The sequence below is a fragment of the Pararhizobium sp. genome, assembly GCF_965279435.1.
In the GTDB taxonomy this organism is placed as follows: domain Bacteria; phylum Pseudomonadota; class Alphaproteobacteria; order Rhizobiales; family Rhizobiaceae; genus Pararhizobium.
This window is the reverse complement of sequence record NZ_CBDIHY010000002.1, coordinates 220062-235301: the sequence shown is the minus strand read 5'-3', so window position 1 is coordinate 235301 and position 15240 is coordinate 220062. Positions and strand designations below refer to the sequence as shown.

At 61.7% G+C, this 15240-nt stretch carries 14 protein-coding genes; 12 read left to right on the top strand and 2 right to left on the bottom strand.

All coding sequences use genetic code 11. The features are described 5' to 3' along the window. The 7 genes from ACQY8Q_RS02650 (at position 1) to ACQY8Q_RS02620 (ending at position 7447) form a co-directional block, all read left to right on the top strand. A complete protein-coding gene (locus tag ACQY8Q_RS02650) occupies positions 1 to 909 on the top strand; it encodes an ABC transporter permease (RefSeq protein WP_428424382.1) in 909 nt (302 codons plus the stop codon). After that, positions 906 to 1805, top strand: a complete 900-nt coding sequence (locus tag ACQY8Q_RS02645) for an ABC transporter ATP-binding protein (RefSeq protein ID WP_428424380.1) — start codon at positions 906 to 908, stop codon at positions 1803 to 1805. The genes ACQY8Q_RS02650 and ACQY8Q_RS02645 overlap by 4 nt, the downstream gene beginning before the upstream one ends. After that, the gene (locus ACQY8Q_RS02640) at positions 1802 to 2806 is read left to right on the top strand and encodes an oligopeptide/dipeptide ABC transporter ATP-binding protein (RefSeq protein ID WP_428424378.1); all 1005 of its coding nucleotides are present in this window, start codon (positions 1802 to 1804) and stop codon (positions 2804 to 2806) included. The genes ACQY8Q_RS02645 and ACQY8Q_RS02640 overlap by 4 nt, the downstream gene beginning before the upstream one ends. A gap of 51 nt (positions 2807 to 2857) precedes the next feature. After that, positions 2858 to 4420 (top strand): ABC transporter substrate-binding protein, encoded by a 1563-nt coding sequence (locus tag ACQY8Q_RS02635; protein WP_428424376.1) that lies wholly within the window; start codon positions 2858 to 2860, stop codon positions 4418 to 4420. A 98-nt stretch (positions 4421 to 4518) separates the two neighbouring features. Then, positions 4519 to 5691: an aromatic ring-hydroxylating oxygenase subunit alpha gene (locus ACQY8Q_RS02630; protein ID WP_428424374.1), complete on the top strand. Its 1173-nt coding sequence runs from the start codon at positions 4519 to 4521 to the stop codon at positions 5689 to 5691. A gap of 49 nt (positions 5692 to 5740) precedes the next feature. Further along, positions 5741 to 6490, top strand: a complete 750-nt coding sequence (locus tag ACQY8Q_RS02625; protein WP_428424372.1) for an electron transfer flavoprotein subunit beta/FixA family protein — start codon at positions 5741 to 5743, stop codon at positions 6488 to 6490. Positions 6491 to 6517: 27 nt separating this feature from the next. Then, a complete protein-coding gene (locus ACQY8Q_RS02620) occupies positions 6518 to 7447 on the top strand; it encodes an electron transfer flavoprotein subunit alpha/FixB family protein (protein ID WP_428424370.1) in 930 nt (309 codons plus the stop codon). Positions 7448 to 7509: 62 nt separating this feature from the next. Here the strand turns inward: ACQY8Q_RS02620 and ACQY8Q_RS02615 are convergent, their stop codons facing one another. Next, positions 7510 to 9612, bottom strand: a complete 2103-nt coding sequence (locus tag ACQY8Q_RS02615) for an FAD-dependent oxidoreductase (RefSeq protein WP_428424368.1) — start codon at positions 9610 to 9612, stop codon at positions 7510 to 7512. A 355-nt stretch (positions 9613 to 9967) separates the two neighbouring features. On the opposite strand from ACQY8Q_RS02615, the gene ACQY8Q_RS02610 reads away from it, so the two are divergent. From ACQY8Q_RS02610 to ACQY8Q_RS02590, 5 genes are read left to right on the top strand one after another with little or no spacing between them, the layout of a single operon-like run. Next, complete coding sequence (locus ACQY8Q_RS02610; protein WP_428424366.1) at positions 9968 to 11053, top strand: ABC transporter substrate-binding protein; 1086 nt, start codon at positions 9968 to 9970, stop codon at positions 11051 to 11053. A 16-nt stretch (positions 11054 to 11069) separates the two neighbouring features. Next, entirely contained in the window at positions 11070 to 11693 is a 624-nt protein-coding gene (locus tag ACQY8Q_RS02605; protein WP_428424364.1) for a hypothetical protein, read from the top strand. After that, entirely contained in the window at positions 11686 to 12393 is a 708-nt protein-coding gene (locus ACQY8Q_RS02600; protein ID WP_428424362.1) for a hypothetical protein, read from the top strand. Before ACQY8Q_RS02605 ends, ACQY8Q_RS02600 begins: the two co-directional genes overlap by 8 nt. After that, positions 12393 to 13457, top strand: a complete 1065-nt coding sequence (locus ACQY8Q_RS02595; RefSeq protein WP_428424360.1) for a FecCD family ABC transporter permease — start codon at positions 12393 to 12395, stop codon at positions 13455 to 13457. The genes ACQY8Q_RS02600 and ACQY8Q_RS02595 overlap by 1 nt, the downstream gene beginning before the upstream one ends. A gap of 2 nt (positions 13458 to 13459) precedes the next feature. Continuing rightward, positions 13460 to 14221: an ABC transporter ATP-binding protein gene (locus ACQY8Q_RS02590; RefSeq protein ID WP_428424358.1), complete on the top strand. Its 762-nt coding sequence runs from the start codon at positions 13460 to 13462 to the stop codon at positions 14219 to 14221. A gap of 39 nt (positions 14222 to 14260) precedes the next feature. Here ACQY8Q_RS02590 and ACQY8Q_RS02585 read toward each other — a convergent pair whose 3' ends face one another. Then, positions 14261 to 15166 carry an NAD(P)-dependent oxidoreductase gene (locus ACQY8Q_RS02585; RefSeq protein ID WP_428424356.1) on the bottom strand — a complete coding sequence of 302 codons (906 nt, stop codon included), beginning with the start codon at positions 15164 to 15166 and terminating at the stop codon, positions 14261 to 14263. Between the last annotated feature and the right edge of the window lie 74 nt (positions 15167 to 15240).

Genomic DNA, 15240 nt, shown 5'->3' with positions numbered 1-15240 from the left:
ATGGCACTCGCAGCACCGGACATCCTTTCCAGCGCTGCCGTTCCAGAGCCCGGCCGGCTGTCGCGCATTGCCGCCACCCTGCGCCAGGTGGTCTCGACACCGCTGGGCGCCATCGGCTGTGCGCTGGTGGCGCTGATCGTACTCACCGCCCTGTTTGCTCCGTGGATCGCCCCCTATTCACCAACCGCGATCAACGTCAAGGAGCGGCTTGCCGATCCGTCGCTCAGCCACTTGCTCGGCACCGATCAGCTCGGCCGCGACCTGTTTTCCCGCGTCATTCTTGGCACCCGCACGGCGATGACCGTGGCGCTGGTATCCCTCTCGGTGGCGCTCGCTTTGGCTTTGCCGCTGGGGCTGATTGCCGGTTACGGGCCGCGCTGGCTCGATGCCTGCCTGATCCTCGTCTTCGATAGTCTGAGTTCGCTGCCGATGATCATGTTCGGACTTGCCATGGTCGTGCTGCTCGGCCCGGGTGTCTCCACCGTCATCTTCGTCATCGTCATCTATTCGGTGCCAAGCTATGCCCGGCTGATCCGCACGCAGACGCTCAGCATCAAGGCGCGCGATTTCATCAAGGCGGAACAGGCGATGAATGCCGGTCTCGGCCGCATCCTGTTCGTCCACCTTCTGCCCAATGTCATTGGCCCGCTGCTGATCCTCGCCTGCCTTGATCTATCCACCATCATCACGCTGGAGGCAGGTCTGTCCTTCCTCGGGCTGGGGGTCAAACCGCAGATCCCCAGCTGGGGCAATATTCTCTCGGATGGCTTTTCGGTCATTCGCACAACGCCGCTGCCGGTGATCGCCGGCGGCCTGCCGCTGATCCTGGCAACGATCGGTTTCACCTTCTTCGGCGAGGCGCTGCGCGATGCGCTCGACCCAAAGCTTGCGCGGGAGAGCCGGGCATGAACCTCGAACTGGATGTCCGGCACATGACAGGAACAGCGCTGGCAGAACCGGTGCTCGATATCGCCGGCCTGTCGATTACCTACGGCGGAGCGCCGGCGGTCAGGGGCGTCGACCTCACCGTGCGGCCGGGTGAAGTCGTCGGGGTGATCGGCGAAAGCGGCTCCGGCAAGACCTCACTGGCCCACGCGATCCTAAAGCTCCTGCCGCAGTCGGCAACGGTGACCGGCAAGCGCCTGTCACTCTGCGGTACGGACCTTCTTGGGGCCAATGACAGGACACTCGCCGCCCTGCGCGGCCCTGGCGCTGCCATGATCTTCCAGAACCCGATGACCACCTTCAGCCCTCTGCACACGCTCGGCCGCCAGCTCACCGACCTGCTCTGGCGCGACCGCAAGGCGACGAAGGAGGAAAAGCGGCAGCGTATTCTTGCCGTCCTCCGCCAGGTCGGTTTGCCGGACCCGGCCGCCCGCCTGGAAACCTATCCGTTCCAGCTGTCCGGCGGCATGCTGCAGCGGGTGGCGATCGCGGCGGCCCTGTTGATGCGCCCGTCGCTGCTGATCGCCGACGAGCCGACGACGGCACTTGATGTCACCATGGAGGCGCAGATCCTGCATTTGATGCGCGAACTGCGGGCCGAATCCGGCGTTGCCATCCTGATGATCTCCCATCATCTCGGCGTTATCGCCGAAATCTGCGACCGGGTGGCGGTGATGTATGCCGGCCGTATCGTCGAGGAGGGAACGGTCGAGGCGATCTTCGCCGATCCGCGTCATCCCTATACCAAGGCGCTGTTTGAGTGCGAGCCGTCGCTGCTCGAAACCGGCATCAGGCGGCTGCCGGTGATCGATCACGAAGCCCTGCGCCATGTCGCTCCGATCCAGAGGAATGTGTCATGACGCCAAAAACACCCGTGATCGAGGCGGCGAATTTGACCGTCAGCATTCCGGAAGGGCCGCATTATTTCTTCCAGCCGACCTACAAGCTGGACATCCTGATCGATGTCTCGATCGCCGTTTCCCCCGGCGAAATCGTCTGTGTCGTTGGCGAGAGCGGTTCGGGCAAGACCACCTTCGGCAGGGCACTTCTCGGGTTGATGCGGCCGTCGGGTGGCAAAATCCGCCTTGATGGGACCGCACTTGCGGATTTCTCCAGAAAGAGTTTCCGCAAGGTGCGCCAGCAGGCGGCCCTGCTGTTCCAGGACCCGGCCTCGTCCTTCAATCCGCGCCAACGCATCGGCACAATGATCGCCGAGCCGCGCCACATTGCCGGAGCCGGATCAACCCGGCAGGCCGATATCGCGGCACTGGCGCTGCAGGCCGGTCTGCAACCCGACCTTCTCACCCGTTTTCCGCATGCCCTGTCCGGCGGCCAGGCGCGCCGCGCAGCCGTCGCCCGCGCACTGTCGGTGATCCCCCGCCTGATCATCGCCGACGAACCGACGGCAGGTCTCGATGTTTCGGTGCAGGGTGGTGTGCTCAACCTGTTTCTCGACATTCGCGACCGGCACGACACGGCCTTCCTTTTGATCACCCACAATCTCGCCGTCGCCCGGCATGTGTCGGATCGCATCGTCATCATGTATCTCGGCCGCGTCGTTGAAAGCGGCCCGACAGCGGAGATTTTTCGCGCACCGCGCCATCCCTACACCAAGGCTTTGCTCGACAGCGAACCCGTCCCGGACCCAAAACACCGCCGCGCCGAGCCACCGGTTATCGGCGAGGTTCCGTCTCTGATGGCGCGTCCGGCAGGCTGCGAGTTTCATCAGCGCTGCCGCCATGTTCTCGAGCGCTGCCGCACCGAGGCGCCGGAAGACACGCAGCTTGGCGATGGCCACAGCGTGCGGTGTCATTTTCCACTTCAGGAGACGAAAGCCGTGGCCGCCATGGCCGCAGGATAAAGACGCCAGACAGGACGTGCATCAAAGAAGTCAAAAAAGGGGACAGAGATCATGCCGACCACCATGCCGCTGAACAGACGACAATTCCTGACCGCCAGCGCGGCTGCCGCTGCTGCTATCACCCTTCGACCGGGGCTCAGCTATGCCGTCGAAGGTGATACGCTGGTCATCCGTGGCGCTTCAGACATCGAGATCCTTGACCCCGCTTTCCAGAACGGCCTGCTTGAGGAAGAGATCGGCCGCTGTCTGTTCCTGTCGCTCAACCGGCTGAACGATGTGCGCGAGACACCCGGCTGGCAGCCTTACGCCGCCAAGACGCTGACGCAGAAATCGCCGACCGAGATCGCATTTGAACTGCACGACTGGCTGGAATGGACCGGTGGTTTCGGGCCGGTTACCGCCGATGACGTCAAGTTTTCCTTTGAACGCGTCGCCGACCCGGCCAACACATCCGCCTGGGCCTATGCCTTCGAGGCCATGGACAAGGTCGAGGTCACCGGCGAGCGCACCGGCATCATCCACTTGAAAGCCCCGTCGATCCCGTTCTGGGTGACGACGCTGCCCTACTACATGGGCCATATTGTCAGCCGCAAGGCCGTGGAAAAAGCCGGCGGCAAGTTTACGACAGAAGTTCCCGCCAGCGCCGGTCCGTATGTGATCGAAAAATGGGTGCCGAAGCAGAACCTTCAGCTTGCGCTCAATCCCGGCTGGAAAGGTCCGGTGCCAGCCTTCTCCAGGGTCAAGTTCGAGATCGTCACCGACGATGAAGCCGCAGCCTTGGCCTACGAATCCAAGGCGGTTGCCTATACCAAGATCAGCCTCAACACCCTGGCCAGCTATCGCACCACGCTTCCAGCCGACACGACTCTGATCGAAATGAACGGCAACCGCTTTCTCTGGCTGTCGATCAACCTCGTCAATCCGAAATTCAAGGATGAACGGGTCCGCCGCGCCATCCAGTATGCGCTTGATGTCAGCCAGATCATGGACGGCTCCTATTCGGGGCTGGCAGCCCCGGCGACCGGCGTCGTACCGCCTGGCATGATCGGCCATCGCGATGCGATCCTCTTTGCCCCGGATGCGGAAAAGGCGCAGGCTCTGCTGGAGGAGGCGGGTGTTTCAGATCTGACCATCGAACTCACCGCCATGAATGACAAGACCAGCCAGCTGACCTGCCAGATTATCCAGGCGCTGCTCGGCGCAATCGGCGTCACGGTCGAGATCAAGTCCGTCGATGAAGGTGTCTACTGGACGCTGGGCGACAAGAACGGTGAGACCTGGAAGACGTTCGATATCGTCCTGATGGGCTTTGCCGGTGGCGTCGATCCGTCGGAAAACCTCACCTGGTTCCGGCCGTCGCAGATCGGCATCTACAACTGGTCGCAGTTTGACAGCCCGGAATTCGAGGCCCTGTACCAGCAGGGCACCAACGAACCGGACGTGGAAAAGCGAGGAGCGATCTACAAGAAGATGCAGGACCTGATGGAAGAGTCCGGCGGCTTCGTCTTCCTCACCCACGAGACCTTCGCAGCGGTGACGCGCGGCGGCCTGAAGCCCTGCATTCTAGCTGATGGTTATCTCGATATTCCGCGCTTTGCCAAGGGCGCGATTTAGCAGGCAAAACGACTGCCCGTCCTAGCGGGCCGTGGTTTCCATGTTGGCCAAAGGCACTCTGTCATCCGGCCACACGATGCAATCGAGGGAGTTCAGACATGAATATTGCCCAGACCGCTGCACCTGCGGACCTGCAAGCCAGCCTACCATCGTCGTGGTATCTCGAAGACCGGATCTTCGAGCTTGAAAAGCAGCGGATTTTTCTCAACGAGTGGATCTGCGTCGGCCGTGTCGAGGATATCGACCAGGCCGGTGGCCACAAGGTTTTCCAGACCTTCGGACAAAGCGTGCTGGTGGTCCGCAACCGCGACGGCGCGCTCAAGGCCTTCTACAATGTCTGCCGCCATCGCGGCGCCGAACTCTGCGTCGCGGCGGAAAAGGAAGAGCGGCCCGGCCGCTCGCCGCTGAAGGGCGGCGTGGTCGGCAAAAACCTGATCCGCTGCGCCTATCATTCCTGGGCCTATAATTTCGACGGTGCGCTGGTGGCGGCCCCGCATCTGGCCGAAGGCGTGGCGATCAAGAAGGAGGATTTCTCGCTCTATCCGGTCGGGGTCGATAGCTGGGGCGGATTTCTGTTCCTGCACCTGACGCCCGCAGACGCGCCGTCCCTGGCTGAGCAGCTGGGACCGATGCCCGGGCGCATCGCCCGTTATCCACTCGCCGACCTGCGCGTCGGCGCCGTGCTTCATTATGAGGTTGATGCGAACTGGAAGGTGATCGCCGAGAATTACAACGAATGTTACCACTGCGCCGGCGTGCATCCGGAGCTGTGCGCCGTCGTGCCGGCATTCCGTGAAAACGGCGGCGCTATGCTGGACTGGGAGAACGGCGTCCCGCACCGGGAAGGGGCCTATACGTTCACGACATCCGGCACGACCAGCCGCCGCCCGTTCCCGGGTCTCGACGAGCATGAACTGACGCGGCACAAGGGTGAACTGGTCTACCCGAACCTGTTCGTCAGCCTCGCCTGCGATCACGCCGCCTGTTTTCTCTTGACCCCCAAAGGGCCGAACCGGACCGATATCGACTGTCTCTTCCTGTTCGAGCAGCAGGAGGTCGAAAAGCCGGATTTCGATCCGTCCGATACCGTCGATTTCTGGGATCTGGTCAACCGGCAGGACTGGTCGGCCTGCGAACGGGTCCAGCGCGGCATGTCCAACCGGGTCCATCATTTCGGCTATTACGCACCGATGGAGGATTGGAGCCTGGATATTCGCAACTATGTCCGCAGCCGCGTCGGTGAAGGGGCTGAAGGCTTGGCTGCGGTTTGAAGGCGCGTGCGGATGCGCGTCTGGCAATGAAATCAATGAAGGGAATGCCATGAAAATACTTGTCACCGTCAAGCGTGTCGTGGATTACAACGTGAAGATCCGGGTTAAGCCGGATGGATCGGGTGTCGAGCTTGCCAATGTGAAGATGTCGATGAACCCGTTCGACGAGATTTCGGTCGAGGAAGCTTTGCGGCTGAAGGAAGCAGGCAAGGTCGAGGAAGTGGTCGTCGTTTCGGTTGGTCCGGCCAAGGCCGAAGAGACCCTGCGCACGGCGCTGGCCATGGGTGCCGACCGGGCGATCCTGGTCGAGACCGACGATGCCGTCGAGCCGCTGGCCGTTGCCAAGATCATTAAGGGTGTCGCGGAAGCCGAGCAGCCTGGCCTGATCATCGTCGGCAAGCAGGCGATCGATGATGATTCGAACCAGACCGGCCAGATGCTCTCGGCACTGCTCGGCTGGGCGCAAGGGACGTTCGCCTCCAAGATCGAGCTTGGCGATGGCAAGGCTACCGTTACCCGCGAAGTCGATGGCGGGTTGCAGACCATCGAGATCAAGCTGCCGGCCGTGGTGACCACTGACCTGCGCCTCAACGAGCCGCGTTATGCCTCGCTGCCGAACATCATGAAGGCCAAGAAGAAGCCGCTCGACAAGAAGACGCCAGCCGATTTCGGCGTCGATACCACGCCGCGCCTCAAAGTTCTGAAGACCGAGGAGCCAAGTGGCCGCAAGGCCGGCATCAAGGTCAAGTCGGTCGCTGAACTGGTCGACAAGCTGAAAAACGAAGCCGGCGTCCTCTAAGAATTCCAGAATAAGGAGACTAACATTATGGCCATTCTTCTTCTGGCTGACCACGACAACGCAACCCTGTCCGACCAGACCGCCAAGGCGCTGACGGCTGCGGCAAAAATTGGCGGCGACGTCCACATTCTCGTGGCTGGCAAGGGCGCCAAGGCTGCCGCCGATGCGGCTGCAAAACTCTCCGGTGTTTCCAAGGTGCTGCTTGCCGAAAGCGACGACCTCGCCAACAATCTGGCAGAACCCCTGGCAGCGCTGATCGTATCGCTCGCCGGTTCCTACGACACCATCCTGTCGGCGGCCACCTCGACCGGCAAGAACGTGCTGCCGCGCGTGGCAGCGCTCTTGGACATTGCCCAGATCTCGGAAATCACCGAAGTCGTCTCATCAGACACGTTCAAACGGCCGATTTATGCCGGCAATGCCATCCAGACGGTGCAGTCGGGCGAGGCCAAGAAGGTCATCACCGTGCGCACGGCCTCCTTCGCCTCGGCTGCAGACGGCGGCTCGGCCCCGGTCGAGACCATTTCGGCTGCCGCCAATCCCGGCCTCTCGACCTTCGTCAAGGACGCGCTGTCCTCGTCGGATCGTCCGGAACTGACCTCGGCCAAGATCATCATTTCCGGCGGCCGCGCGCTCGGTTCCGCAGAAAAGTTCCAGGAAGTCATCCTGCCGGTGGCCGACAAGCTCGGTGCTGCCGTCGGCGCATCGCGCGCTGCCGTCGATGCGGGTTATGCCCCGAACGACTGGCAGGTCGGCCAGACCGGCAAGGTCGTCGCACCACAGCTCTATATCGCCGTCGGCATTTCCGGTGCCATCCAGCATCTGGCCGGCATGAAGGACTCGAAGGTCATCGTCGCCATCAACAAGGACGAGGAAGCCCCGATCTTCCAGGTCGCCGACTACGGCCTCGTCGGTGACCTCTTCACAATCCTGCCGGAGCTTGAAAAAGCACTGTAAGCCGCCGCATTAGTCCAGGCATTTTCCGGGCCGTACAGCGACGGCCCGGAAACAAGCCATGCCTATATCGTACCGGCCGTAACGGTTGACCGGATCATCGCAATGTCCTCACGCAGGAACGGCACTGCATCTCTCGACGGCGTCGTTCCAAACTCCCGCGCGTATTGATGGCCCGAATAGTTCGCCGCCGCAATCAGGCCGGGCGCCAGACAGTCGCCGATGCGGGTCACGGACCGGATGCCCGCATCCGCCCATTCGTCACGGCGCGCGGTCAAGTCAAGCCAGAGGCTTTCATCGGGCAGGCGCGCTGTCACCGGCACGAGCGCGGCGCAGTCGATCACCACCGTCTTTCCACTGTAGATGCAGGCCAGTTCGAGGCTCTCGACTGCACGGCCGGAAAGACAGTGAGCGGTGATGATCGTCACGTCCAGATCGATCAGCCGCCGCTGGACCCTGGCCTGTTCCAACGTGTGATTGCTCCACGGAGAGACCTGAGCCTCCGGCGTCACGAAGGTGACTTTCCGCCCCGACGCTGCCAGCAATTCGGCCAGCACGCTGCCCATGTAGAAACAGTCATCATCAAAAATCACCACCGGTCCATCGACCGGGACGGCCTTCGCACCGTCGCTCAACAAGGCATCCGGAGAGACGGTGACACCCGCCTGCAAATAGTCCAGCGGCAGGCAATGCGTGCGCCCGACGCCATCGGAGCGCCAATGCGCGCCTGTGGCGATGGCAATATGGGGGATTCCGTATGCCAAGATATCGTCGGCGCTCAGCGGACTTTGCAGGTACATCTGTGCATTCTGGTAGGTCTTCAATTGCCCCAGCCGCCAGTCCCGGACGCGCGCCCATGTGGCCAACCCCGGCAGCCGGCTTTCCCCGCTGACCCGGCCGCCCCATTCGCGGCCCGCTTCCGCCAAGGTTACGTCGAGGCCGCGCTGCGCCAGCGCACGCGCCGCTTCAAGCCCTGCCGGTCCGCCGCCGATGACCAGCACGGCATCGGCAGTTTCCGCCGCTGCGATCTTTTCCGGATGCCAACCCTTGCGCCATTCCTCGCCCACGGTCGGATTTTGCGTGCAACGCATGGGAACGGAGGTGTTGTCGCCGGATGTACAAATGTTGCAGCCGATACACTCGCGGATATCATCGATGCGGCCTTCCTCGATCTTCACCGGCAGGAACGGATCGGCGATCGAAGGCCGCGCCGCGCCGATGAAATCCATGATGCCCTGCTTGATCACTCGCGCCATGCTGTCTGGCGAGGTGTAGCGCCCAACACCGACGACGGGCTTGGTGGTCACCGATTTGACAAAGCGGATATAGGGCTCCTGAAAGCCTTCCTCTGAAAACCGCGACGTCTGGCTGTCGTTCGACCAGTTCGACAGGTTGACGTCCCAGAGGTCCGGCACTTCGGCCAGCGCCTCGATGATGTCGCGCCCTTCACCCTCGCAGGTAATGCCGGAGGGGCCAAGCAGTTCATCAACGGCCAAACGGACGGCAAGCGCGCAGGTATCGCCGACGACGTCCCGGGCATCGCCCAGAATCTCCCGGAACAGCCGCAGCCGGTTGTCGAAGGACCCGCCATATTCGTCGGTCCGATGGTTGTGCCGCCGCGACAGGAAGTGTTGGATCACACTCATGTCATGGCCGGAATAGATGTAGATGATATCGAAGCCGGCCTGCTTGGCGCGGATGGCGGCGTTGCGGTACCAGCGGCGCATATCGGCGATATCAGACTTGTCCATGGACCGTGCCTGAACCGGATCCAGCCCGTCGCCGACGACATGCGACGGGGCAAGCGGGATCATCCGGCTGAAGCGATTGGCAACGTGCAGCCCGTTGTGAACCAGCTGGATTGCCGCCAGACTGCCATGCGCGTGGATCTTGTCGACCACCAGCGAAAGCGCGCCGATATCGCTGTCATCCCACAGCCGGGCTTCGTTGGCCGGCGTCAGGTCGGATGTCGGGTGGATTTCCGCCTCCTGCGTCGAGATCACCGCCCAGCCGCCTTCCGCCTTGATCCCACGCATCTGCGCCTCGGCATTGGGATAGCGATAGCCCATGCCGGAACAGTGGGGGACCTGGTAGAAACGGTTTCGTGCCGTCAGAGGTCCTATTTTCACAGGTTCGAAAAGCACGTCGTAGCGGGGATCTCTCGTCATCGTCTAGCCGTCGTCCACTCTGCTGTTGTCGCTGCCGCCACGGTTTGCCGGACAGTCACCAAAGGCAGGATAGCGGGCTTCAGTCATCTTGCAAGTCAAATTATACAGTCATATAATTACGCCATATCCGATTGGAAATATTCGATTTTAACAGTTTCATAAAATGGCTTCAGCGGCTCTTCACCATCCTTGAACGTTTGGGATAGTCCGTGTGTGCGTCACAGCCCTCGGCACCGCGTTGCCGGCAATCGTGATGGTAGCGTCCCGTTCGTATTCGGTTCCCACCAAACGAATACTTGACTAATATCGTCATGATTACTATGCGAATGGCATATTCGCCAGAAGGGGTGTCTTCATGACCGCACTGCCATATTCCCGCTCTCTCTTGCCGCTGCTCGCCAGTCTGGCGGCGCTGACCTTTTCACCGGCTCGTGCCGATGACATCGTGGTCAAGGATTCGCGCGGGCAGGACATTGCGATCCAGCGCCCCGTCGATAGCGTCGCGATTTTCCCGCTGCCCATTCCCGAAGCGCTGATCGCGCTGGATGGCGGCACGCAGCGGCTGACCGCGATCAATCCACGTGCCAAGGCCGCCCTGATGGGCGGCGTGATCGGCCAGCTGTTCCCCGAAATTGCCGATATTCGCACCGATCTCGTCGCCCCGAACTTCATCCCGAATGTCGAGGAAATTCTGAAGGCCGGGCCGGATGTCGTCGTGCAATGGCAGGCCAAGGGCGACGAACGTGTTGCGCCGATGGAAAATGCGGGCATCAAGGTCGCGACCGTCAGCACGGAATCGCGCGAAACGCGCCGTGGTTATGTCGCCATGCTGGGCCAGATTCTCGGCAAGGAAGACCGCGCCAAGGCATTCCTCGACTGGGAGGACAAGACCGTTGCCGATATCGCTGCCGTTCTTGAGAAGGCCGGCCGGCCCAAACCCCGCATCGCCTTCATCGACAGCATGAACGACAACGAATTCGTCGTCTTCGGCCGGGAAGAGGCTTACTTCGCCGCCTCGGGCCTTGCGAATGCGGCAACGGAAGCGGGCTTTACCGAAGGCTCGGTCAAGGTCGGCGCGGAATCCCTGCTCGAATGGAAGCCGGACATCATCTTCGTCAATTACTACAATGACGCGATCAAGCCGGCAGATATCCTTGCTCATCCGGTTCTCGGCGCACTTGATGCCGTCAAGAACGGCCGCGTCTACAAGACCCCGGCCATCGATCCGGCAACGGCGGCCGGTGGCGAACTCGCCTATCAGTGGTTTGCGGAGATCGGGTACCCTGACCTGTTCCAGACAGACATGCGCGCAGCCGTCACCGATGGCTTCCAGCTGCTCTATGGCAAAAAGCTCTCCGACAAACAGATCGATCAGCTCATGCAGTTGGACTGGAACGGCAAGAGCGCCGGTTACACCGAAGCATTCGGCAAGACCAACTAACTGAAGAGGGGACGACGTGAAAGATATCGGTTTCATCACGTCCGGCGATGGCGCGCATCTGCAATGCTATCAGGACTTCAAGGCCTATCTCGACGAAGAGATCTATCTGCGTACGCTTGAAAGCGTCGATCTCATCGGCTTCAAGGCGATCGTCGTCCCCGATTTTTCCAATCAGGCGCTGCTGCAAAAGCACGCCCGCCAACTGAACGATTACCTCGCCAATGGCGGCTTCCTGATCGTGTTCGAACCCAACCGCATGGACGAATGGCTCGACGTCGTCTCTGTCCAGTGGTTCTCGCGTGAGACGGAGGACTGGAAATGGTGGATGAAGCCGGGAGGCCGCATGGAAGCCTACCAGCCCAACCCCGATCATTCGATGGCGAAGGCCATTCCGCTGGCCGACATGTGCTGGCATTTCTTCGGCGCATTCCGCTTTGCCGAAGGCGCAACCCCGATCCTCAACCTCGACAACGACGAGGGCTGTCTGATGTACGATCAGCCCGTGGCGGGCGGCGGGCGGCTGATCGCCTCGACGATCGACCCGCACACCCATCACGGCCGCCGCTTCATGCCGGCGACGACACGCTTCCTCAACGGTTTCTATCCGTGGCTCAAGGCGGAGGTGCAGGGACGTGGTTGAGCTGGGATCAGCGTTTCGTGGCGGCAAGCGGCCGCATCTGCTCTATGTCCGCTCCACCAGGAGCTACAATATCGACCGCATGGGCGGCCTCGTTCCGCAGGACTGGCGCTACAGCGCGCTCGATATCTACGATCTGGAAAACATCACGCTCGATGATGTCGATGTGCTGTTCGTTTCGGGCATGCACGATCAGATCTTCATGAAATCGATCGAGCCGAAACTGGTTGCCTATCTGGCAGCGGGCGGCCATTTCCTGATCAACGGCCACATCATCCTGCCCTGGCTGCCCTGTCTTTCGCCGTTCAAGACGGTCAGCCCGCGACCCTTCACCAACTGGATGATCCGCCCCGCCGAACCGGGCGCCTATTTCGGACGCATGGATTTCGAGAATTTCCATCGCCACGAAGGTATTCTCGGCCAATATGCCCGCGGTTATACGGATGTCGCGGAAGGCGGCCAGACATTGTGTCTGATCGGTGGCCCAACCGCCGATGGCTCCATCCATGAGGGACCGGTCGACTGGGTCTGGCAGATGCCGGATGGTGGCAAGGTCTTCGTGCACAATGGCGACCATATCGAACAGTTCTGTTCCGATCCCCGCTATCAGCCCAATCTGTTCCAGGACATCCTGCAGGCGCTGATCGGCACCGATGAGGCTTCAGCGCTCGACAAAGACACCGCACCGGGCATTGCCGGCTGATGTCGTCGCTGGTGAAGGAAAACGCCTCGCTCCATACGTCTGACCGGACTGCCGGAACCCAGAGGCTTGTGATGCTGGCGCTGGTTGCGCTGCTGTTCGTGGCAATCATCGCCGCCCTCAGCATCGGCCGCTACTCTGTGGGCTTGTCCGACCTGATGACGCTTGTCGGCGGCTGGTTTGGCCTTGGTGAGGGCCGCGCAGCGGTGACGGAGCCGGTTTGGCGCGTCGTCGAGCTCGTCCGGGTGCCGCGCATGTTGATCGGCGCCTTTGTCGGCGCCGGGCTGGCGCTTTCGGGTGCGGTCCTCCAGGGCGTGTTCCGCAATCCGCTGGTCGATCCGCATGTCATCGGCGTCTCCTCCGGTGCTGCCTTTGGCGGCGTGCTGGCAATTCTCCTTGGGCTTGGGGCCGTGGCTCTCTGGTCGATGGCATTCGCCTTTGGTTTCGGAGCACTTGTGCTCGTGGTGCTGGCCAGCCGGAAAGCCGGACGTTCCTCGATCCTGATGCTAGTCTTGTCCGGCATTGTCGTCTCGGCCCTGTTTTCAGCGCTTGTGTCGCTCGCAACCTATCTCGCCGATCCCAACGACACGCTACCGGCCATCGTCTTCTGGCTGATGGGATCGTTTGCCAGCGCCACCCCCGAGCGCGCCCTCTACATGGTGCCGATCGTGGCGCTGTTTGCCATTCCGCTGCTGATGATGCGGTTCCGGATCAATATCCTGTCGCTTGGCGACGAGGAGGCGAGGGCGCTGGGTCTCAGGGTCGAACCGAGCCGATGGTTCATTTTATGCTGCGTGACGGGCATTACGGCGGCGAGTGTCGCCAATTCTGGCATCATCGGCTGGGTCGGGCTCGTGGTTCCGCATTTCGCCCGCGTTCTGGTCGGCCCGGACCACAACCGGCTTCTTCCGGCGGCCGCACTTCTTGGGGCAAGTTTCATGCTGGCGGTCGATACGATGGCACGATCGCTTGTCGCGGCCGAGATTCCGCTCGGCGTCCTGACGGCGATCGTCGGCGCTCCTGTCTTCATGCTGCTCCTGCACAGGACGCGGGGCGAGGGATGGTAGGAATGATCGAAGGGCACGCGGTCGGCTTCCGTTATGTTGCCGATGCACCGTTCCTGTTCGAGGACCTGTCCTTCACGCTCGACAGGGGGCAGACCGTTGTCTTGCTCGGCCGCAACGGCCGGGGAAAAACAACGCTGCTCAAGTGCCTGGCCGGTCTTGCGACGCCAACGGTGGGAACAATCTGCTGTTTCGGTGCGGTCGGCTATGTGCCGCAGCAATTTGCCACCCCGTTCAGCTATTCCGTTCGCGATGTCGTGCTGATGGGCCGTGCCCGCCATGTCGGCCTGTTTTCCAACCCCACCTCCCGCGATCGCACGCTCGCAGCGGATGCCATCGATCTCGTCGGCCTGAGCGCCTTTGCCGACAGGGCCATCGGCACATTGTCGGGCGGTGAACGCCAGCTTGCACTGATCGCCCGCGCACTCGCTTCCGAGGCCGAAATTCTGCTGCTTGACGAGCCTGCCTCGGCACTCGATTTTCGCAACCAGGCCCTGATGCTCGCGATGCTGAAAAAACTGTCGAAAGATAACGGCTTGACGATCGTGATGACAACACACGAACCCACCCATGCGCTGGAGATCGCCGACCGCGCCATCCTTTTGCATGGTGCGGGCCGCTGTCACGAGGGCAGTATCGAGACCGTCTGTACCGAAGAGCACCTTTCGGAACTCTACGGTATTCCGATGCGACAGCTGCATTACTCGGCCGGTGGCCGCCCGGTATCGAACATTGTCGCAAGTTATGGTCCGGTCCATTCCGAATGAACGCTGCATAGCCGCTGTTTTGTCGCCAGCGAGCCGACATTACAATTCAGCGGGAAACCCCGGCGCGCGCAGATCTGTGCCCACCGCGTCCTCCAGCAGCTTCACCACCTGCGACGACCACGCGTCGCCGCCATAGGTCGAGCGGGCGCGGATGAAAGTTTGCAGCGTCTGCGATGCCAGATCGAGTGGCACGCCGAATTGTTTGCCGAAGCCGAGCGCAAAGCCCAGATCCTTGCAGGCGAGGTCCATGGTGAAGTTGATATTGTAGCTGCCGTTCAGGATCACCTGGCCTTCTGTCTCGTGCACGAAACTGTTGCCCGAACTTGCCTTGATGATGTTGAAGGCATCGGTCAGGTCGATGCCGCCCTTCTTCGCCAGCATCAGCGCCTCGCCGGTCGCCAGAAGGTGGATGAAGGCCAGCATATTGGTGATGACCTTGATCACGGCGGCCTTGCCAAGCGGCCCGGCATGAAAGATCTCGCCTCCCATGGCGCTCAGCGCTGGCAGATGCATTTCAAACAGGTCGCGGTCACCACCGGCGATGACGGTGATGTCGCCAGCGGCGGCGCGGTGAACACCGCCCGTCACCGGTGCTTCCAGCATCCGAATGCCGTGGGCGGCGGCGATGGCAGAAAGACGCTCGATATCGTTCTGGTCGAGCGTGCTCATCTCGATCCACGTCCCGCCGACTTTCAAGCCCGACAGGATGCCGTCCGGACCGGTCAGCACGGCCTCAGAGATCGCCGGCGAGGGCAGGCAGGTGATGACGGCATCAACTTCTATCGCCAGCGCCTGCGGACTGTCCGCCCACAGCGCGCCACGCTCCAGCAACGGCTCCGCCCGGCTGCGATCCCGGTCGTGAACCGTGACCGTAAAACCCTCGCGCACGAGACTGCCGGCCAGGTGCTGGCCGAGATGCCCAAGTCCAATGAAGCCGTAACGCATATCCGTCCTCCGTTTCAGGTTGGCTCCGGAACGCAGGCGGAAACCGATTTCCATCCATCGTATCCGGCCTTGGT